This window comes from Prevotella sp. C561 (genome assembly GCF_000224595.1).
Lineage (GTDB): Bacteria > Bacteroidota > Bacteroidia > Bacteroidales > Bacteroidaceae > Prevotella > Prevotella jejuni.
The window spans coordinates 153482-173168 of record NZ_JH114146.1 but is presented as its reverse complement, the minus strand read 5'-3'; the positions used below and the strand labels follow the sequence as shown (position 1 = coordinate 173168).

The 19687-nt window shown below is 42.9% G+C and carries 17 protein-coding genes; 10 read left to right on the top strand and 7 right to left on the bottom strand.

What is annotated here, in order from left to right:
• Positions 1–17 precede the first annotated feature (17 nt).
• The gene (gene tsaA / locus HMPREF0666_RS09610; RefSeq protein WP_009012177.1) at positions 18–680 is read left to right on the top strand and encodes a tRNA (N6-threonylcarbamoyladenosine(37)-N6)-methyltransferase TrmO; all 663 of its coding nucleotides are present in this window, start codon (positions 18–20) and stop codon (positions 678–680) included.
• A 139-nt stretch (positions 681–819) separates the two neighbouring features.
• Here the strand turns inward: tsaA and HMPREF0666_RS09605 are convergent, their stop codons facing one another.
• Both HMPREF0666_RS09605 and HMPREF0666_RS09600 read right to left on the bottom strand, forming a co-directional pair.
• Positions 820–1143, bottom strand: coding sequence for a hypothetical protein (locus tag HMPREF0666_RS09605; protein WP_009012176.1), 324 nt, complete (start codon positions 1141–1143; stop codon positions 820–822).
• Positions 1143–1661, bottom strand: coding sequence for a zinc ribbon domain-containing protein (locus tag HMPREF0666_RS09600; RefSeq protein WP_009012175.1), 519 nt, complete (start codon positions 1659–1661; stop codon positions 1143–1145). Before HMPREF0666_RS09600 ends, HMPREF0666_RS09605 begins: the two co-directional genes overlap by 1 nt.
• A 169-nt stretch (positions 1662–1830) precedes the next feature.
• Between HMPREF0666_RS09600 and HMPREF0666_RS09595 the strand changes: the two genes are divergently transcribed.
• From HMPREF0666_RS09595 to HMPREF0666_RS09555, 9 genes are all read left to right on the top strand, one after another.
• Positions 1831–2427, top strand: coding sequence for a DUF3256 family protein (locus HMPREF0666_RS09595; RefSeq protein WP_009012174.1), 597 nt, complete (start codon positions 1831–1833; stop codon positions 2425–2427).
• Positions 2428–2500: 73 nt separating this feature from the next.
• The gene (locus HMPREF0666_RS09590) at positions 2501–3763 is read left to right on the top strand and encodes an MFS transporter (protein WP_009012173.1); all 1263 of its coding nucleotides are present in this window, start codon (positions 2501–2503) and stop codon (positions 3761–3763) included.
• Positions 3764–3789: 26 nt separating this feature from the next.
• A complete protein-coding gene (locus tag HMPREF0666_RS09585) occupies positions 3790–4338 on the top strand; it encodes a bifunctional nuclease domain-containing protein (RefSeq protein WP_009012172.1) in 549 nt (182 codons plus the stop codon).
• Between the two features lie 78 nt (positions 4339–4416).
• Complete coding sequence (locus HMPREF0666_RS09580) at positions 4417–5151, top strand: 16S rRNA (uracil(1498)-N(3))-methyltransferase (RefSeq protein ID WP_009012171.1); 735 nt, start codon at positions 4417–4419, stop codon at positions 5149–5151.
• 382 nt (positions 5152–5533) lie between these two features.
• Positions 5534–8794, top strand: coding sequence for a carboxypeptidase regulatory-like domain-containing protein (locus HMPREF0666_RS09575; RefSeq protein ID WP_009012170.1), 3261 nt, complete (start codon positions 5534–5536; stop codon positions 8792–8794).
• A gap of 160 nt (positions 8795–8954) precedes the next feature.
• Positions 8955–9287 carry a cupin domain-containing protein gene (locus HMPREF0666_RS09570; protein ID WP_009012169.1) on the top strand — a complete coding sequence of 111 codons (333 nt, stop codon included), beginning with the start codon at positions 8955–8957 and terminating at the stop codon, positions 9285–9287.
• Between the two features lie 307 nt (positions 9288–9594).
• Positions 9595–10671, top strand: a complete 1077-nt coding sequence (locus tag HMPREF0666_RS09565) for a cyclically-permuted mutarotase family protein (RefSeq protein ID WP_009012168.1) — start codon at positions 9595–9597, stop codon at positions 10669–10671.
• 209 nt (positions 10672–10880) lie between these two features.
• Positions 10881–12107 carry an MFS transporter gene (locus HMPREF0666_RS09560; RefSeq protein ID WP_042856254.1) on the top strand — a complete coding sequence of 409 codons (1227 nt, stop codon included), beginning with the start codon at positions 10881–10883 and terminating at the stop codon, positions 12105–12107.
• Positions 12108–12205: 98 nt separating this feature from the next.
• Complete coding sequence (locus HMPREF0666_RS09555; protein WP_042856252.1) at positions 12206–13123, top strand: dihydrodipicolinate synthase family protein; 918 nt, start codon at positions 12206–12208, stop codon at positions 13121–13123.
• Between the two features lie 119 nt (positions 13124–13242).
• On the opposite strand, the gene HMPREF0666_RS09550 is transcribed toward HMPREF0666_RS09555, so the two are convergent.
• The 5 genes from HMPREF0666_RS09550 to HMPREF0666_RS09530 form a co-directional block, all read right to left on the bottom strand.
• On the bottom strand, positions 13243–14283 hold the full coding sequence (locus HMPREF0666_RS09550) for an asparaginase (RefSeq protein ID WP_009012165.1): 1041 nt from the start codon (positions 14281–14283) through the stop codon (positions 13243–13245).
• A 1234-nt stretch (positions 14284–15517) separates the two neighbouring features.
• Positions 15518–15850: a hypothetical protein gene (locus HMPREF0666_RS09545; RefSeq protein WP_042856246.1), complete on the bottom strand. Its 333-nt coding sequence runs from the start codon at positions 15848–15850 to the stop codon at positions 15518–15520.
• Positions 15851–15871: 21 nt separating this feature from the next.
• Entirely contained in the window at positions 15872–16396 is a 525-nt protein-coding gene (locus tag HMPREF0666_RS09540) for a hypothetical protein (RefSeq protein WP_009012163.1), read from the bottom strand.
• Positions 16397–16811: 415 nt separating this feature from the next.
• Positions 16812–18218, bottom strand: coding sequence for a DUF4091 domain-containing protein (locus HMPREF0666_RS09535; RefSeq protein ID WP_009012162.1), 1407 nt, complete (start codon positions 18216–18218; stop codon positions 16812–16814).
• A gap of 74 nt (positions 18219–18292) precedes the next feature.
• Positions 18293–19687 (bottom strand): sialidase family protein, encoded by a 1395-nt coding sequence (locus HMPREF0666_RS09530; RefSeq protein ID WP_009012161.1) that lies wholly within the window; start codon positions 19685–19687, stop codon positions 18293–18295.

Sequence of the window (19687 nt, the reverse complement as noted above, 5' to 3'; positions counted from 1 at the left end):
ATATTATCTTTGTCGGTATGAAAGAAATTAAACCTATCGCTTATTTCCGTTCTCCCTTGACGTCGAAATTCGGTATTCCAAGGCAGAGTGGACTGGCTGACAACCTTGTCGGTAAGATTGTCTTTGAGCCGCAGTACCAACGTGAGGAGGCACTGCGTGGATTGGAGGAGTTTGACTATTTATGGTTGATTTGGGGCTTTTCTGCGAATAAGTCTACCGATGATGGTAAGCTAACTGTTCGTCCGCCTCGCTTAGGAGGGAATGAACGTTTAGGGGTGTTTGCCACGCGCTCGCCCTTTCGCCCTAATGGACTTGGGTTGTCATCGGTCCGTATCAAGCGTATAACAGACGGAGCCATTGAAGTAAGCGGAGCTGATTTGATGGACGGTACACCTATATATGATGTGAAACCATATATCTCCTATGTTGATAGTCATCCACAGGCAAGGGGCGGGTTTACTGATAAGAAAGCATGGAAAGAACTATCAGTCGTTATTGCAGAGGAGTATTCTAAGAAATTTGATAAAGAGGATCTTGAGGCTTTAAAGGAGGTGCTCTCGCAGGATCCCCGCCCACAGTATCAGCATGATGCAGCACGTGTCTATGGCATGCCTTTCGGTGGGAAGGATGTGAAATTTAGGGTTGATGGGGATGTGTTAGAGGTTATGGGGGTTGATTAAGGGCTGTTGGGCTTATAGGGCCTATTGGCCTTATAGGGCTAATAGGGCTAATAAGCCTAATTGGGCCAATAGTTCTTATAGAGCTTATAGGGCCTATAAGCCCTATAAGGCCAATAGGCCCAATAAGCCAAATAACCAATTACTTCTTCTTCAAATACTTTATCCACGCAAAGGGGCGGCGCTGATTAAGATAGTTAAGGTTGTTCATGTTCTGGTAAGCCTCACGCTCAAAGGATAGGTTCATATAGGCACGGCCCGCCATGGATAAGCGTATAAGCCACTCGATGACATACCATATATAAAAAGGTAGGATAAGCATCTCTAACATCTGACGTGTGTGGATACGCTCGTGGTTGATGAGTTCTTTCGTTAGTCTAACGCCAGGATGGACAAAAAGAAGCCCAAGAATGTTGATGGCATCATAATTCTTGGGAGGGAAATACTTTGTTCGGATAATCTTCATTAATCGGTCTCAATTGACTCTACACGCGGCTTAGAAGCTGCAGGGGCGATGGGTTGTGGGTCTGAAGAAGCACCTGAAGATGACTCGGAGGTGCTGCTCTGTCCATTAGAACTGCCTGAAGAAGCGTTGTTGCTACTGCTTCTTCGTCTTGAATGGTTACTTCTTCGAATACTATTAAACACCTTCTCAGCTTGCTCCTCTTCCTGTTTATTGGTAGAGTCGTTGGCTGTCGTGTCTTTAACAACGGTGTCGAACTTAGCCTTATTATTGTCGGCTAAGTTAGAGTCAGGCTCAATAGCCGTCTGTGTATATTCTGGGTCGTTCTTGTGTTGACTATAATAATAAAAGCCGAAAGCTACAAGGAAGATCGTACCTAAGATGATAAACGTAACCATACCACGCCCTAAGGTAGGCTCATCGTTCTTGTTCTCTTTATTATCTTCATGTAGTGGTGCGTTACAATAAGGACAGTTCTTATCCTTCTCGTTAACCTCATTGTTACAATTTCGACATCTCATATTTCTTTCTTTAGCTTTGGTTTCTATCGGCAAAGGTAAAAGAAAAGGTAGATATGACCAAAACGATTTGGCTTTTTATTCGTTTCTTCTTTCTTTTTTGTACCTTTGCAGGGTCTTTCATGAGAAGATATAATCATATTAAAAACAGAATTAAAGGAGTTTTTTCGATATGAAAAGGACATTAATCGTTATATGTTTCCTTACTTGTTGGATAGGGGTCTCTGCTCAAAGCCTACGTGAGGTGTGGATAGAAATGCCTGATAGTATTATGCCTTATATCAGTAAGAGTCAGCGAACAGAACTGGCTGATTATATTGATATGAAGGCTGTTCCAGCTGTATTGAACACCTTTGGCGACTCTGTAAGGATTGAACGTATGACGAAGGACTACCTTTTGGTGAAGGCAAATAAGGCTATGCGATTGGAGATCAAGTTGTTGGATAATAACACACTGGCATTGGCTCAGACGTGGATGGGACCTGCCGCAGAGAGTAAGTTGAGTTTTTATAATCTTCAATGGCAGCCTAAAAAGGTCGTTGTGGCCTATAAAGAGAATATTGTAAAGCCTGACGCAATGAGTGATGAAGACTTTGCTGACCTAAAGCCCTTGCTGTTCCCTCGTATGAAAGAGTATCGTCTGTCAGCTGATAATAACTCATTGTCAGTGAGTTGGACCTATCCTCTGCTATCAAAGAAAGATGTAAAGCGAGTCGAAGATATGCTAAAACCACAGACACTGAACTGGACTGACGGGGCGTTTCAATAGTAAAAAACAATAGCACATTTGGCAGTTTCTGATAAAATCACTACTTTTGTGGTCATAAATAATAGCTTATAGCATGAATTTGAAGGTACGTTTAGCATTGATGAACTTCTTGGAGTTCGCAGTGTGGGGAGCTTATTTGACCTCTATGGGTCGCTATCTTGGTAATATAGGTATTGGTCCTGAGATTGGCTATTTCTACTCAATGCAGGGTGTGGTGTCAATCTTTATGCCTGCTGTGATGGGTATTGTAGCCGACCGTTGGGTACCTGCTCAGCGTCTGTTGGGCTTCTGTCACCTGCTTGCAGGTCTGTTTATGTTTGCCACAGCAGGCTACGGCTTGAGTATTGGCGAGCATGCTGAGTTCTCTACTATCTTCACTCTTTATTCGCTTTCGGTTGCTTTTTATATGCCAACATTGGCTCTCTCAAACTCTGTTGCATACAGTGCTTTGAGCAATGCGGGCATGGACACGGTGAAAGCCTTCCCACCGATCCGAGTGTTCGGTACGATTGGCTTTATCCTAACCATGTGGTTAGTCGACATCTTAGGCTTTCAGAGTAACCAGAACCAGTTTATTACCTCTGGTGTAGTAAGCATCATTCTCTTCCTTTATACATTCACCTTACCTAAGTGTGCGGTAAGTAAAGGCACAGAACAAAAGAGTTTTGTGGATGCCTTTGGATTACGTGCTTTCGCCTTATTCAAGGAGAAGAAGATGGCAATCTTCTTTATCTTCTCTATGTTGTTGGGTGTGAGTCTTCAGATAACGAATAGCTTTGCGAATCCATTCCTCTTTAGTTTCGGAGCTCAACCAGAGTTTGTTAATTCCTTTGGAGTACAGCATGCTAATATTCTGATTAGTCTTTCGCAGGTTAGTGAGACTTGTTGTATCCTCCTAATCCCCTTCTTCATGCGTCATTATGGCATCAAGAACGTGATGTTGATAGCAATGTTTGCATGGGTATTGCGCTTCGGCTTGTTCGGTGTAGGTAATCCTGGCTTCCCTGGTATCTTGATGTTTGTACTCTCAATGATAGTATATGGTGTAGCCTTCGACTTCTTTAATATATCGGGTTCACTGTTCGTTGATAATAGTACGGAGCCTGCACTCCGCTCTTCAGCACAAGGTTTGTTTATGTTGATGACCAATGGTGTGGGTGCAACAGTGGGTACATTAGCTGCTCAAGCCATTGTTAATGCTTATACACATCCGCAGGTTGTGGGTTCGGACACACTGACTGTTGGTGACTGGCAGGCATGTTGGTTCATCTTCGCAGGCTATGCCTTTGTCGTAGGAGTCTTGTTTGCTGTTATCTTCCGACCAAAGAAAGCATAATAGCTCACCGTTAAGATGTGGAGTAAATGAGTAAGGTTCAACTGGTATATGTAGGTATGTCGCAGATTGTCGGAGGTCCGGAGTTAGGGCTTCTCCTCTTGTCTAATCTCTCACAGACAAGGCAGATAGCTATTGTATGCGACCATCACATGGAGTATGAACTTGGTTTACGATCAGGAGAAAAGTCTATCACAGAACGATTCCTGCCTGAAGTACTTTGTAATATCAACCCATTGATGACCAGCGAGCATTATGAGATACTCTTTAACTCTATTGTTGATGGACAGTATAAAGCTTTGTTAGTGAACAAGGATGACCTGACACTTACGCCTATTCGAGCCTCTGATGCTGTTTTACTGGCACAGATAGCTAAGTTAAACATCTTTATGGAGGAGCATCTCTTCAATCGACAGAGTGTTGACAGTGGTAAGAGTCAGAATAAGATAGCCCTACCCGTGAATGCACTTAGTGTCGAGATGCTACATCATGCATTAGAGAAAGCAATAGAAGACGAGAACTATGAGTTGGCTTCTATGCTTAGAGATGAGATGAAGAAACGCTCGAAACTCTCTTGATAAGCAGTGTGTGTCATGTGTGTATTAGCCTGATAGCGTGCGTACTTACCAAGGAAGAAGATGTAATAAACCTAAAGAATGAAAGAAGCAAGATATTTTTACGTCCCTAACGCAGCTGTGGAAACAGCCTTACCTGCTGAGGAAGCTGTGCATGCCACACGTGTGTTAAGACTGAAGGAGGGAGACGAGCTTTTCCTTATGGATGGTGAGGGATACTTCTATCAAGCAGAGGTAACATTAGCAACAGCCAAGAAATGCCTATATGCCATTCGACAGACACTAAAGCAAGAGACCTGTTGGCGTGGGAAAATCCACCTTGCCATTGCCCCTACAAAGGATATGGGACGCATGGAGTGGATGGCTGAAAAGGCAACAGAGATAGGTTTTGATGAGATAAGCTTCTTAGACTGTAAGTTCTCTGAACGTAAGACTTTGCGTACGGATAGGATAGAGAAAATCATTATCTCTGCCGTAAAACAGAGTCGAAAAGGGTGGAAACCAACTGTAAACGAGATGTCTCCTTTTCATCATTTCATAGAGAACTGCTCTAATCACGGACGTAAGTATATTTGTCATTGTTATCCGGAAATAGCACGAACAGACTTCTTTACCGCTATCTCGAACGATGAATCGTCTTTGTCAGGAGAGGATATTACGGTGTTGGTAGGCCCAGAAGGCGATTTCTCTATTGATGAGGTTCACTACGCTTTGGCGCATGGCTTTGAGAGTGTAACACTGGGTAACAGCCGTTTACGCACAGAGACTGCAGGGCTTAGTGCCGTTATGATGTCGCAGCTTGCACGTAGAGTGTAGGCTGTTTTTGTGTGTAATAGGGGTAGAGTAGATGATGAATACTTCTACGGATGAGTATGAGTAATTACACTTATCATAATAAGCAACATTGATGCTAAGCGTCTTTACAATATGTGGGCAGTCTCTCCAAGCGATGGGCCAAGTCTCTGGAGCAAAGCAGAGAAAGGATAACACCGTTTTTTTAAGGGCGTTAATAGATATATAATAAGACAAGTAGTAGGTAAAAGAACACCAATTATCAGGTTATATGAGAAAATGTTTATCGTACGCAATCAAATCGTTTTTTTTCGTTGCTCACCCGTGTAAGTATCAGAAAAAATGCTTAATTTTGCAGATACATTTAAATAACATTATTGTTTATAATTAATTATTTAGCTAAACTATGCAGAAAAGATTACTTTTCTTGATTACGTTGTTGCTTGCAATGACAACTACTGTCATGGCACAGATTACAACTTCAGGAATCAGTGGTAAGGTAATGTCTCAAGGTGAAGATGTTATTGGTGCTACCATCACAGCGACTCACCAACCCTCTGGGACCATTTACCGTGCTGTAACGAACATCGATGGCCGCTATACTATACAAGGTATGCGTGTCGGAGGTCCGTACAAAGTGACTGTAGCTTACATCGGTCAGAAGACAAAGACTTTTGATAATGTGATGCTCCGATTGGGCGAGACGGAGGATCTCTCTTGTTCTCTCGAAGATGATAGCAAGGAACTTCAAGAGGTTGTAGTAAAGGGTAGTGCAGGTGTCAACGCCACTAAGACTGGTGCAGCACAGAGTATCAACTCAAAGCAGATTGCTGATATGCCAAGTATTACCCATGGTATTGCCGATGTTGCACGACTTAATCCACAGCTGACAACGACAAACAGCGGTGCTATGTCATTTGCTGGAACAAGTAACCGTTACAACTCTTTCATGATCGATGGTGCTGCCAACAACGACGTTTTCGGTCTTTCTGGTGATGGAACGAACGGTGGTAGAGCTGGTGCGCAGCCTGTTTCAATGGAGACGATTGAGCAGATTCAGGTAAACGTAGCTCCTTTCGACGTTCGTCAAGGCGGTTTCACAGGTGGTGCTATCAATGCTATTACCAAGAGTGGAACCAATGTCTTCCATGGTAGTGTCTATGGTTTCGGTAACAACCAGAACTTAGTTGGTTCAAAGTATCCGCTCGCTGACGGTGGTTATGCACCAAAGTTCAACAAGCAGAACGAGTATAATGTAGGTGTAACCTTAGGTGGTCCGATTATCAAAGATAAGTTATTCTTCTTTGCTAACTATGAGAAGACCAATAAGACCTATCCTAATCTTTATACATTAGGCTCTGAGCAGTCAGCTGTTGATGCTGTGAAGGCAAAGGATATCTTGGAGAAGATTGCTGATATTGCTAATCGTCAAGGAGTTAACTTCCCAATAGCTCTCTCCACCAGTGACATCTATACGAAGAGTAACAAGGTTGGTTTGAAACTCGATTGGAACATCAATGAGACCAATAAAGCCTCTTTGCGTTGGAGTCTTGTTGATGCTGTGCAGTTGAATAATGCTGGTTCACGCACATCAATCAATGGTAGTAGCTATGCTTTCCCATTCGAAAGCACAACCAATTCATTCATAGCTGAGTTGCAGAGTCGCCTTTCTCCATCTGTAGCCAATGAGGCTCGTGCCAGCTATGTACGAGTAAGAGACAACCGTGCTATCAGTGGTGAATATCCAAACGTTACTATTAATGGTGTAGGTGGCGGCGCAGTGAACTTAGGTATCGAGCGTTCTTCTATGGCCAACCGCTTGGATCAAGACATCTACACACTTGAGGATAACCTAACATGGTATAAGGGTAATCACACCTTTACATTCGGTACTCACAACGAATTGTATAAGTTTACAAACCTTTTCCTTCAAGATCTCTTTGGTAGTTACACCTTTAAGGACTACGACTCTTTCGTCAACTACTATAATGACTACGTAAATGGAACTATCGACCCAAGGAAGTCTTATATCAATCTATACCGTTACGGACATGCTAACGTAGACGTAACAGGCGACCCACGCTGGGAGTCTTCATTTGGTGCAGCACAGTTAAGTTTCTATGCACAGGACAAGTGGGATGCAACAACCAACTTTCAGTTGACCTACGGTTTGCGTATGGATATTCCTATCATCATGGACACTCCTACCGCTAATGAGCCTTTTGCTCAGTATGCTGACACCAAGGGTTGGAACGTAAAGACCAATCAGCGTTTAGCAAGTACGCCTCTTTGGAGTCCACGTGTAGGTTTCCGTTGGGATATCAACAAGGATCGCAGATATATACTCCGTGGTGGTGTTGGTGTTTTCACAGGTCGTATCCCATTTGTTTGGATTAGTAATAACTATGCTAACACAGGTATTCAGGTATCATCATTCAATGTTAACTCTCCAACAGGATTGGAACTTTTGCTCGATCCTAATGGCCAGGAAGCAAATGCAAGCAAGCTGAAAGCATTAGGAAGTCAGACTATCAACGTCTACGACCATAACTTTAAGTATGCGCAGAACCTCCGTTTCAACCTCGGTTTCGACTTCGACGTGTTGGGTATCAACTGGACTGCTGAGGCTATCTACTCAAAGACGATGAATGATATTCTGTATGAGAACCTTGCTTACGAACAGACTGGTAGAACCTTTGGAGAGGTCTATGGCAGTGCTGGTGTACCAGTAGAAGACAATCGTCCACTCTTTTCTAAGGTGACTGCAGGTAGTCCATATACAAATGTCTATAAGCTTAGCAACACCTCAAAGGGTTACACAGTAAACTTGAGTTTGAAGGGTGAGAAGCATTTCGACTTCGGTCTTGACTTGATGGCAAGCTACACTTGGACAAAGTCAATGAGTGTGAACAATGGTGGATCATCTGTTGCTGAGAGCAACTGGAGATTTAATTATACTTATCGTAACCCTAACGACCCAGAGTTGGGTAACTCTGCTTATAACATCCCTCACCGCATTCAGGCTTCTGCTTACTATCATGTAAACTATGGAGCACAGAAGCAATGGCAGACAACAGTGGGTATTATCTATCAAGCTAAGAGTGGTTCTCCATATAGTATCTACTATTATGGTGACGTTAATGAGGATGGTGCGAACGGTAACGACCTCTTCTTCATTCCTACAGATGCACAGATTGATAATATGCAGTTCGATGAGACAAAATTCTCTGCTAATGCTCTTACTAACACAGTATTTGGGCCTGGCTTCTCTGCTCCTAAGTTGACGGCTGATATGCAGCGTGCGATGATGAAGCATTGGATTGGTAGTGACTCTTACATGAAGAAGCATCGTGGTGAATTCTACAAGCGTTATGCTGATAACTTGGCGTTCGAACATCACTTCGATGTACACTTCGCACAGAAATATAGCTTCAAGGTGGCTGGTCAGATTAACTCTCTTGAGTTGAGCTTCGATATCATCAATGTTGGTAACCTCTTGAATAAGGACTGGGGTCACACCTATGGTGACGGCTTCGGTGTCTACTACAGCCCTGTTAACTACCAGAGAAATGGTCATTATCAGTTCACAGGTGGTTATGCAACACGTAACTATAACGACTACTACAGCCGTTGGCGTGGTCAGCTCGGATTACGTTATACATTCTAATCTGTAAGGTAAAACTATATAAAAAAGCAGAGATCTCCTATCGGGGTCTCTGCTTTTTTTCTTACCTTTGCGCTTGATAGACAGCATCAGACAATCTGTGAGCGACCGCTCATAGCGTCTTTTTGCACTATCTTCATATACGAATAAAAAACCATACATTATGATTATTGATTTTGACAAGATTGCGGAAGAGCATATTGAAGGCTTCAAAGGAGGTGAGGGTAAGTTAGACGTGCGTGCTTTTGTGGATGATAAGGCTCGTATCATGTACTCTACTTTGCGTCCGGGAGCATGTAGTGGGAAGCACCAGCATGTTGGCTCGTTTGAAGCAATGTATGTTATCAGTGGTGAACTGACTGTTTATTATGATGACAAGACTGAGATTGCAAGGGTGGGACAGCTTCATTATTGTCCAGAAGGTCACTTCCATTGGTTCGAGAACCGTACCGATCATGACGTAATCTACCTTGCTATTGTCCCAACATTACGTTAAGCTCGAATTATTTTCATGGAAAAAAATATTTTTCTTCATGACAATAAATATTTTTTTCATGAAAATAAATTCTTCCTCTCGTGATAATAATTCGTAATTGATAGGTATGTGGAGTCTGGAAATGGGCGATTACCCTCTCAGAAAGATAGGTGTAAGCCGTCAGTATGGGGCTTGTAGGAGGAAAGAATACAGTATTGATTTTATGTGTTAAGCATAAGTAAAAGCAATGATGTAGTTGTTTTATAGTAAGACGGGGGTAACCCAAGCAATGATTCAACCTAAAACGATGAGAATTAAAAACCTAATAATGACAACGATAACTTTATTGACGGGATTGGGTGCAAATGCTTCTGATGCCGATAGCCTAATGGTGATGCGTGGCTTTCCTACCGATGAGGTGGGTATCGAACAGGGTGTGTCTGCCTGTTATGCAGGTAGGATTGATGACCAACTTGTTATGGCTGGTGGATGTAATTTCCCTGTGAATACGTTGGCTCCCGATAGTAAGAAGGTTTATTATCGTGGTATTTATGCTACCACAACTGACGATAGCGACCAGCTGAATTGGAGGTTGGTTGGCATGCTTCCTGAGCCTTTGGCTTATGGTGTCACGGTGACTTACGATAACAGTATAATTGTCGTAGGCGGAATGAACAACGATGGCAGTTGTGGAAAAGTCTATCGTGTAAAGATTGTTGACGGTAAAGCCGAGGTGTCAACCCTCCCATCTCTACCCTGCACAGCTGACAACATGGCGGGAGCTTTGGTCGGTAGACACCTTTATATAGCAGGAGGAGCGATGGACGGTAAGGCTTCCAATCGTGTGTTAGGCCTTGATTTAGATAATCTTTCAGCTGGATGGCAAGACGTAAAACCGTTCCCTGGTATGGTACGCATACAGCCTGTAGCTGGTAGTATGGGTGATAATCGCTTCTGTCTCTTCGGTGGCTTTGCTCCTGCAGGGAATGGTGAAGAAGCGAAATTGGCGATGGAAGGATGCATATATGACGAGGCGACAGATGAATGGCAGGTAGTTGAAGGACCGAAGGACGATATGAATCAACCGCTATTCGTAGGTGGCGGCGCAGCTATCAACCTGTGTAGCGACCAGCTCTTGGTCATGGGAGGTGTTAATAAAGATGTGTTCTTGTCGGCTGTCAATCATCCTCAACCCGATTATCTGAGTCACCCTATCGAGTGGTATCACTTTAATCCCTACACCTTGTATTATGATAAAGCGGGCTGGAAGGTGCTCTATAAGAGTTTGGAAACGGCACGTGCTGGTGCTGCCTTAGTTCAGACCCATCATGGATTGTACGTGATTGGTGGCGAGTTAAAGCCAAGAGTGCGTAGCAATAAGGTTGTGAAGTATCCAAAACGCTGAAGCCTTTGGTTCTTTCTTCTTCGAGAAGAGCACAGAGACAAGACTTGAAAAGAAGTCTATTATTAGTCATAATCGTTAGATATTACCCTTACAGAAAGGGAGTTAGAAAGGACTTTCAATAATTTATTAATCGCCCATCACATCTCACAAACAATCGACTATTGCCCATGATAAGGGATAGAGAGGTGGGAGCGGGCAGTAATCTTCTTATGAAAAAATACTATCCTTGGGTATTGGTTGCCCTCCTTTGGTTTGTAGCCCTGCTGAATTACATGGATCGACAGATGTTGTCGACGATGCAGGAAGCTATGAAAGTTGATATTGCAGAACTCAATCACGCAGAAGCATTCGGTGCTTTGATGGCCGTCTTCTTGTGGATTTACGGACTGGTGAGCCCCTTTGCGGGCATTATTGCCGACCGTGTCAATCGTAAGTGGCTTGTTGTAGGTAGCATCTTCGTGTGGTCTGCCGTGACTTATCTTATGGGTTATACAGAGAGTTTCGACCAGCTTTATTGGCTTCGAGCCTTTATGGGCATCAGCGAAGCACTTTATATCCCAGCGGCACTGTCCCTTATTGCCGATTGGCATGAGGGGAAGTCACGCTCATTGGCTATAGGTATTCACATGACAGGCCTCTATGTAGGTCAGGCTGTCGGTGGTTTTGGTGCCACCTTGGCAGCGATGTTCTCATGGCATGCCGCTTTCCATTGGTTTGGTATCATCGGTATTGTTTATTCAGTAGTATTACTTCTCTTCTTAAAGGAGAATCCAAAGCACGGAAAGAAAGCAATTTCACATGACGAACCGAAAGCTAACAAGAATTCATTCCGTGGTCTGTCGGTTGTCTTCTCTACGTGGGCTTTCTGGGTGATCCTCTTCTACTTTGCCGTACCAAGTCTTCCTGGTTGGGCTACAAAGAACTGGTTGCCAACGCTGTTTGCCAATAGCTTGGATATTCCTATGTCAAGTGCTGGACCAATGTCAACGATAACAATCGCCGTGTCATCGTTCATCGGTGTTATCATGGGTGGTATTATTTCCGACCGTTGGGTACAGCGTAACTTACGCGGACGTGTCTATACCAGTGCGATAGGACTCGGTCTTACTGTTCCGGCACTTATGTTCTTGGGTTTCGGCCATAGTCTTGTGTCAGTTGTCGGAGCAGGTTTATGCTTTGGTATTGGCTATGGTATGTTTGATGCCAACAATATGCCAATCCTCTGTCAGTTCATTTCTTCGAAGTATCGCAGTACTGCCTATGGCATTATGAACATGACGGGCGTATTTGCAGGAGCTGCTGTTACACAGGTGTTGGGCAAGTGGACGGATGGAGGTGACCTCGGTCTTGGCTTTGCTATCTTAGGTGGTATTGTTGTGTTAGCACTGGTCTTACAGCTCTCTTGCCTACGACCAACAACCGACAATATGGAGTAAGAAATGTTTATAATTGCTTTTTATTATCACATATAATCGCCTCTCCCACGCATGAAATCCCCTTCTTGGAGGAATAAAGGTGGAGGGCAACAATGTTTATGGAAAAGATTATCGGATTAATTGACGCACCGTTCACGCCATTCTATGCTAATGGCGATGTCAATCTTGAGCCTATAGAGGCTTATGCAGCAATGCTGCAAAAGAACGGATTGAAGGGAGTTTTCATTAATGGTTCATCTGGTGAAGGCTACATGCTCACCACAGAAGAGCGCATGCAGTTGGCTGAACGCTGGATAGAGGTAGCCCCAGAAGGCTTCAAGGTCATTGTGCACGTGGGTAGTTGCTGCCTGCGTGAGAGTGTGCGATTGGCCGAACATGCAGCGAAGATAGGTGCATGGGGTATTGGTGCTATGGCACCTCCTTTCCCAAAGATTGGTCGTATCGAGGAGTTAGTGAAGTATTGTGAGACGATTGCAGCAGCGGCTCCTTCACTTCCATTCTACTATTATCACATCCCTGCCTTCAATGGTGCTTTCTTGCCAATGCTCGACCTCTTGAAGGCTGTCGATGGTCGTATCCCTAACTTCGCAGGCATCAAATACACCTTCGAGAGCCTCTATGAGTATAATCAATGCCGTCTTTACAAGGATGGAAAGTATGATATGCTACACGGACAGGACGAGACTATCCTCCCAAGTCTTGCTCAAGGCGGTGCTAAAGGTGGTATCGGTGGTACAACCAATTATAATGGTCGTGAGCTGACAGGTATCATCGAGGCATGGAACAAGGGTGACATCGAGACCGCTCGAGAGAAGCAGAACTTCTCACAGGAGGTTATCAACGTCATTTGTCACTTCCGTGGCAATATCGTTGGAGGTAAGCGTATTATGAAGTTGATGGGCTTCGACCTTGGTCCTAACCGTGTTCCATTCCAGAATATGACGGATGAAGAAGAGGTGCGGATGAAGAAGGAACTTGAAGAAATCGGCTTCTTCGAGCGTTGCAATAAGTTCTAACAAACACAATACAGCCCAATATTTCCCTTTCTTCTCCCCTTTTAATGTCAATTAACTTGTTGGGGGAGCGGGAAATATTGGGCTGTTTTCTTTCCTATTGGTCGTTTGCTGTTTGCCTATCAATTATAGATAGTAATCTCACCAGCAATCGACTGTTTCATGTATTTGCGTATCGTCTCTGTATCGTTGTACTTCGCTTGTAGATACATCAGTTTCGTTACGGCAGCTTCAACCGTACTGTCATAACCGCTGATGACGCCTGCGTCCTTGAGTTGATAGCCTGTGTCGTATCGGTTCATCTCAACTTGTCCGCTGATACACTGACTGATATTGACCACAATGACATTGCGTTCTGTGACCTTTCGGAGTAAGTTCATGAGCCAAGGCTGCTGTGGAGCATTGCCACTTCCATACGAGCGCATGACAATACTACGTAACTCTGGAGCATCAAACATGTGATGAATAAGATGCTCCTCGATACCAGGGAAGAGAGAAAAGATTATCACATTGTTATCTAACTCGAAGTGTGGTAGCATCGGTTTCGTGAAGTCTGGCTTTAAGATATTATGTTCGTTAAAGTTGAAATTGACTCCAGCTTCGCAGAGGTGAGGATAGTTAAAGGTGTCAAACGCATTAAACTCGTCTGCATTCTGCTTTGTTGAACGATTGCCTCGTAGGAGATGTCCACTAAAGTAGATGCAAACCTCGGGTACCATTGGGGTGCCGTCTAAGTGATGAGCAGATGCCAATTCAAGACTTGTCATGAGGTTTTCCTTACCATCTGTACGTAGCTGTCCGATTGGAAGTTGTGAACCTGTAAGGATGATAGGCTTGGTGAGGTTTTCAAACATGAACGACAAGACCGAAGCTGTGTATGACATCGTGTCTGTACCATGCAAGACAACAAAACCGTCATACTCGTCATAGCGGTCGGAAATCACTTCTACCAACCGCTTCCAACGCACGGGTGACATGTCGGAAGAGTCGATAGGAGGGTCGAACTGGTAGGTATCGACCTTCGTAGGGATGAGTTTGAACTCAGGAACGTTGTCAACAAGATGGTTGAAGTCTAAGGGCTCCAATGCACCTGTCCGTGGGTTGTGTCCCATACCAATGGTGCCACCTGTATAAATAAGTAATACTTTGTTGGTTCTGTTCATCGTGCATTAGTTTGTTACATCTGCAAAGATAACAAAAACATTTAACTCCCATCGTAAATCATACAGATTATTTTGCATATATTTGAGTAATGTCTTTCAGCGTGTAGATTTTGGTTTAGGATACTCCTTCGTAGTTTGTGCTATCTTGCTGTTTGATAAGACTTTAATCGAATACTCTCCTGTGTGGGCTTCCTAATAAGTAGGTGTGATTTTATAGACTTTAGTAGAATAGGCGTTCTAACACATAAACAGCATATCTACCTTTGCTTGTTTATCATATTACTGCGAGTGATTTGCTTCATTTCTAAACAGCATCTTGAGTTGTGTAAGTAACCGACAGCTTCGGTGTTCACTGGTTATACTAAGCGTATCTGGGTATCTGATACATTGTTGATAGAGATGTTACAGACTTGTTATTGTCGCTGAATAAAATAAAGCTAACGGCTAATTTAGGTTCTTCCGTTAAATGTGTAGATTGTTAATAGAATGAGATTAATCCACATACATGGTAAGCTTACCTCCAATAAGATTGTTTTATAAGGGGGGGGTAAACTATATGATAAATGTAATTAGGTGTGATGTCTATCTGTCATCTACAAGCAATTTATTCCTATTAGCCTAATTAGGCTATTTAGTCCAATTGGGCTAATTAGGCTAATAACTTATTATTCTGTTATAATTTTTCACATCATAATTTTGAATACATGCTCTTTTGGCTTCTAAAAGACGCCCTTTTGGGTTGCAAAAGATGCTCTTTAAGACCCTTGCTAACGCCCTTTTGAAGTCCAACTAAGCACCTTTTACTTTATACCTGGTAACTAATTGATATCCTGTTGATTGCAAACCTGCTTCATGTGTGTATTTTTGTCGTTAGTTATAGGTATTTTCCTTGAAATTATGTAATGATTTTTCAAACCCTTGTCTGCAGGTTTTCGAAGTCTTAAAACGAAAAGATTTTCAATGAAAGAGGATGAAAATAGGATAGATAGTTGACTGTCTCAGCTATATTTTTGTTTAATGAGTAACTTTGGCTCTTACGTTAAAGCATTACGAAAAGAGTCCACACATTTAACGGAAGAACCCTAATTTATCTGAGGAAAACACTTTTGTCGTTTATAGCCCTATCCCATAAGAGGAATAAATAAAAGGAATATAAACGTGTAGATAGAAAACAATAATCGAGTAGAAAGGAAAGGCTTTGTTTTCTTTCTACTCGATTTTCACTTGTTAAGGGTTATGCTCTTATCAAGTAAGCAGCAAGACCATGACGTGGACCAAGATATTTAGCGTCTATTGTAGTAATAGGCTTTATTTCTTCTATGACATATTTCTTTCCTTGATATTTGATGATTTGGCCAACTTGATACTCTGCGTTGAAACGAACCATCTGCTTCTTACAGCGCTCAGAGACACCAAGGAAGAGCATACGACCAGTCCCGTCTGAAAAGATCTCAATCTTTGGTGTAAACTTTCCGTAGTTGATATTGTACCATACCCCTATGACTATTGCTATGATTCCGCACAGAATAACAAGTGCAGCCATTATGTAATATGTGTTTATTTCCATTTGTGAATGTTGAAATGTAGGTTAATTCTTTTGATACTTATGCATATCCCAGTTCGCATAGCGTTCAAGATTCTTGTGTAGAACGTCAGCCTGCGAGAAGTACTCCCATGGAATGTAATGGGCTGATATACCCAATACAGCACAATCAATAAATATGGTCTTTTGATATTTTCCGTAGTGGAAATAAACTTTATTGTGCTCTACACGTTCCAATTTACCAAACATTGTTACAAAGCCGATGCCATCCTTATAGATTTGTAACTCCATGAAGGGCTGTTTCTCTTTCCATTTTATCAGCGTTCCTATTACTAAAAGAATTGCAATTATCCAGAGACCGTGAATCATAAAGTTTACTCCAGATGAGAGCCAAGCTACGCCATTCATCGAATTAGCAAAGTCTAACATAGCTTGCTGTACGTTTGGTATGCGTGTGATGCCATAAATGATTAGGAATACAACCCAACCCTGTATAACTCCCTTCCATTTTCCTTTTCCTTCATATTGGCTTGCATCCAATATGTGTTTAGAAACTAATTTGTCTTCCATTTGGTTATTTAATAAGTTATTTATATGCTACAAAGGTATGAAAGTTCCTACAGGTGAGCAATCTAAATAGGTCTTTTTTGTTGTAAGATGGTCCCTCCTTTTGTCCATTTGACGTTATTTAATAGATTGAAAGGAATATTGTTTCTTTTATTGTATAGGGCAGAACCGTTTGTGAAGGATATTAACTCTGTCTCTCAACGTGCTGTTGACTGGGCAATCCCCTTAAAGACAACGTTTCCTGTCATCTCTATCATCTCATGTAGAGACTAAATTTGTAAGTTTATAATCGGTTTACTTGAAATGTTATAAATGACAGGAAATGAATATATTCGTAATATAGTAGTATCGAGAAATTCCTCCTTACTCTATTTGAACTTTATCACAACGTATAATGAGGAGTCTCTCCTTATTATGTTTATTTATTGAGTAGATATTCCATCTTTTCTATGTTTCCTTTTAATTCAGCCTCGTTAGGTGTTGGATTCATGAATAGGGAGAGCGTTTCCTCTAACTGTTGTAAAGCCTTCAAGTTCTTCTGTTGTTTATATTCCTTGCGTAGTGTTTCAATCTTGGCAACGTTTTGTACACCTCTTATGATATGTTCAAAACGACGGCTTGAGTGCATTCCAGGATATACGATATAGGTGTCGCCTGGTGTGAATAACTTAAAGCGGCTGTCATACATAGGGTTATCAGTCCAATTCATCCATGACCAGCGAAGGAAACCATTGAAGCCATTAGCAAGGCAATAGAGTGGGAGGTAGGTTGCTTCGATTGGTTCGTTGTTGCTACCCACATTTGGCATTGCATCGGGACAAGCCGTGTAGGAGGTGCTAATCCAACCTTTCGAATTCCTCAAAGCAAGGTCTTCTGGCGTGAACTGTTGCTTCCAAGCAATACAGTAATCATAGATCTTATCGACAAGTTCTTTGTGGTAGTTACCTGCTAACGACATCTTAATACCCGGTGCAGCCTCCTGTGCAATGCGGTAAGCATCTTGCATAGCATCGAGGGAACGTTCGTCCATCGCTATGACGGTTCTGTCAAACCAACCTCTCTGCTTCTGGTGGTCAGCAAAGGAACGTAGGAATGGAATCCACATGTCGCTGTATTCTTTGCTGTCTGTCGTCGTTTTTAGTTCCTTATAACTTTTCGATGCTTCATCATAATAAGTGAAAGTCATGTCCCAAGGCACCATTGAGAAGCAATTAATGTCCCCATTGATACCACAAGAGGCAAGGAACGAAATCCAACGGTCGAAGGCTGTATAGTCATACGACCATGTTCCGTCTGCTTTTCGTGTCGTCTCAATCATCGCATCGAACTTGTCATTGCTCTGTACGCCCCAAGGTTCGTAGAAGAGGATGGCTGAGGCGTTGCGTTGACCAGCACGTGCCAGCAACTGCATATAAGGACGGAGGATATCAAGATGTGCTTGACTCCAAGGAGCGACACCATAGTATCTGCTGGCAGTGTAGGGTTGTTGCCAGAAATTAAGGTGGAAATTATCAGAGAGGGAGAGCTTCCGATTGAGTACTTTAACAGTGAACGGGATGGTGCTGAGTATCTTTCCGTCTTGTAGTAGTTGTAGATTAATCTTATAGGAACCAGTCTTAATATTCTTTGGAATCTCAATCGTGCACCATGCAGACTTGCCATACATTGGGTCGTCAGCCTTTATTCTATCGTCACCAATGATATCGGGCATGAGCCAAGTCTGTAAGGAGTCGGGGTGATTACCACAGTTTTGGAAGTCATCGGTGATAACGGCAGAAAGAAAATGAGCTGTAGCAGTCGACAGAAGTCGATTGCTACAGCTCATTGATAGTTTTAAGTTGCCCTTTACCATCTCTGGTAATGAGAACTCAAGTCCGATACGTTCGCCTTTCCAGGCTGTTATTTCTTTCTTTTCACTTGCTTTTTTTTTACTGCAAGTGGTGCTTTGGTCTGGTGTGCCTTAGCTGCATCAACCACGTACTTAGAACGATCAACGTAAGGAAGAATATCATATTCTCCATTAGTAATCGCCTTCAATGACAGACTCTTGAACTCAATGTCATAGCCGTCATTCTGTCCGCGTACCTCATAGAGGAAGCCTATGCGCTGGTTCTTCATAAGTACCATTGTTGAGTAGCAGGAAGATTCGTCGGTTACTCGTAAACCTTTCTTCCAGTTGCTACCCAATGCATGGGCAGTAGAGTAGTCAGCATAAGATGCTAACTCCTTATAGAAGAAACCTACACTGTCACGTCGTGCGCTGAGTGGAACTGACTGAAGGGCTACAAAAAGCTTCTTACCGTCAGCTATTCTCTTTGCAGGAACAATCAGAATACCGCCATTGCAGGCATTTACCTGCTTGCCTGTCATATTCTGTGGCATAACCTCTTCGCCCCAGCTACCTGTAGCCTTCGCAGCATCTTTGTAAGTATAGATGTTGAAGCGTCTACCTCCATAAACGTCACGGCAGCTAAGTAATACGCTACCATCTGGCATCTCCTCAACCTTTGACTCATCCTGTGCAATAGAAGGAGCCTTTGAAGGAGTACCTAAGACGTGCCATGTGTGACCGAAGTCATCAGAATAGATAACGAAAGTACCGCAACGATCAACACCTTTCTGACGGATAGGATGTGCGATATAAAGGCGATAGAACTTGCCATTACGGATGTAGCGGCTCTGCATAATCTTACCTGATGTGAGGAAGATACCATCTGGATTACCACCATTAGGCAGCTTACCATCGTAGAGACCGTGAATCATCTCGGTAAGATCTGTTCCATTGTCCCATGTCTTACCACCATCAGTACTATGGAAGAAGTAAGCATGCTGCGGGTTCTGACGAGTGGCTGTTTGGTAAGCACTCTTACCTGCTACACAATGAAGGAGCACATTGTCTGACGTACGGTCAGCAATGATACTTGGATCACCGAACGCAGTACGGACGGGGTCGGCCGCATGTTCGTTACCTCGTGCCACGCAAACAGTGTCCGACCAAGTCTTACCAAAGTCTTTACTCGTCTTCATGACAATGTTTATCTGCCACAAACCATTTCTATTGTTCCATCCTACATCGGTATGACTAAGGCGGAAGTCGCAAGCAGCTAACAGTGTACCCTTACGTGTCTCAGTAATGGCTGGGATACGGTAAGGCACTGGGCTGTTCGCTCTATCAAAAACGATGGTGGTAAAACCATCATCGTTCTTGATATTGTTGTTCTTGTTTATTCCTACTGCACCTACTTGTAAGAGTGAGATACAGAGGAAAACAGTTAATAAGATCTTTTTATACAT

Coding starts and splice junctions, on each gene's coding strand:
- HMPREF0666_RS09595 (WP_009012174.1), top strand. CDS start 1,831: ATGAAAAGGACATTAATCGTTATATGTTTCCTTACTTGTTGGATAGGG.
- HMPREF0666_RS09590 (WP_009012173.1), top strand. CDS start 2,501: ATGAATTTGAAGGTACGTTTAGCATTGATGAACTTCTTGGAGTTCGCA.
- HMPREF0666_RS09555 (WP_042856252.1), top strand. CDS start 12,206: ATGGAAAAGATTATCGGATTAATTGACGCACCGTTCACGCCATTCTAT.
- HMPREF0666_RS09605 (WP_009012176.1), bottom strand. CDS start 1,143: ATGAAGATTATCCGAACAAAGTATTTCCCTCCCAAGAATTATGATGCC.
- HMPREF0666_RS09585 (WP_009012172.1), top strand. CDS start 3,790: ATGAGTAAGGTTCAACTGGTATATGTAGGTATGTCGCAGATTGTCGGA.
- HMPREF0666_RS09560 (WP_042856254.1), top strand. CDS start 10,881: ATGAAAAAATACTATCCTTGGGTATTGGTTGCCCTCCTTTGGTTTGTA.
- HMPREF0666_RS09530 (WP_009012161.1), bottom strand. CDS start 19,687: ATGTATAAAAAGATCTTATTAACTGTTTTCCTCTGTATCTCACTCTTA.
- HMPREF0666_RS09535 (WP_009012162.1), bottom strand. CDS start 18,218: ATGAGCTGTAGCAATCGACTTCTGTCGACTGCTACAGCTCATTTTCTT.
- HMPREF0666_RS09545 (WP_042856246.1), bottom strand. CDS start 15,850: ATGGAAATAAACACATATTACATAATGGCTGCACTTGTTATTCTGTGC.
- HMPREF0666_RS09575 (WP_009012170.1), top strand. CDS start 5,534: ATGCAGAAAAGATTACTTTTCTTGATTACGTTGTTGCTTGCAATGACA.
- HMPREF0666_RS09570 (WP_009012169.1), top strand. CDS start 8,955: ATGATTATTGATTTTGACAAGATTGCGGAAGAGCATATTGAAGGCTTC.
- HMPREF0666_RS09565 (WP_009012168.1), top strand. CDS start 9,595: ATGACAACGATAACTTTATTGACGGGATTGGGTGCAAATGCTTCTGAT.
- HMPREF0666_RS09580 (WP_009012171.1), top strand. CDS start 4,417: ATGAAAGAAGCAAGATATTTTTACGTCCCTAACGCAGCTGTGGAAACA.
- tsaA (WP_009012177.1), top strand. CDS start 18: ATGAAAGAAATTAAACCTATCGCTTATTTCCGTTCTCCCTTGACGTCG.
- HMPREF0666_RS09600 (WP_009012175.1), bottom strand. CDS start 1,661: ATGAGATGTCGAAATTGTAACAATGAGGTTAACGAGAAGGATAAGAAC.
- HMPREF0666_RS09550 (WP_009012165.1), bottom strand. CDS start 14,283: ATGAACAGAACCAACAAAGTATTACTTATTTATACAGGTGGCACCATT.
- HMPREF0666_RS09540 (WP_009012163.1), bottom strand. CDS start 16,396: ATGGAAGACAAATTAGTTTCTAAACACATATTGGATGCAAGCCAATAT.